The sequence below is a fragment of the Mammaliicoccus sp. B-M6 genome (assembly GCF_022386965.1).
GTDB lineage: Bacteria > Bacillota > Bacilli > Staphylococcales > Staphylococcaceae > Mammaliicoccus > Mammaliicoccus sciuri_A.
On record NZ_JAJNHJ010000100.1, the window covers coordinates 1 to 251 of the forward strand.

Annotated in this window: 1 pseudogene; it reads left to right on the top strand. The window is 28.3% G+C overall.

Going from position 1 to position 251, the window contains the following annotated elements:
• Positions 1–251 (top strand): annotated as a pseudogene (locus LQ693_RS13605) (IS3 family transposase); the annotation flags it as partial.

The following is a 251-nucleotide window of genomic DNA, read 5'->3' on the forward strand; positions in this document are numbered from 1 at the left end:
TAAGAAATAGAGGTCTTATCGTAAATCATAAAAAAGTACTAAGAATCATGAAAGAATATAATCTAACTTGTACAAAGTTCACACATAGAGGACGTAAGTATCGTTCCTTTAAAGGTAAAGTTGGTAAAGTAGCTCAAAATATATTAAATCGTAGATTTAAAACAAGTCTCCCATTTCAAAAAGTCGTAACAGATATTACAGAGTTCAAATTAATGAATGGTCAGAAATTATATTTATCACCTTTTATGGAC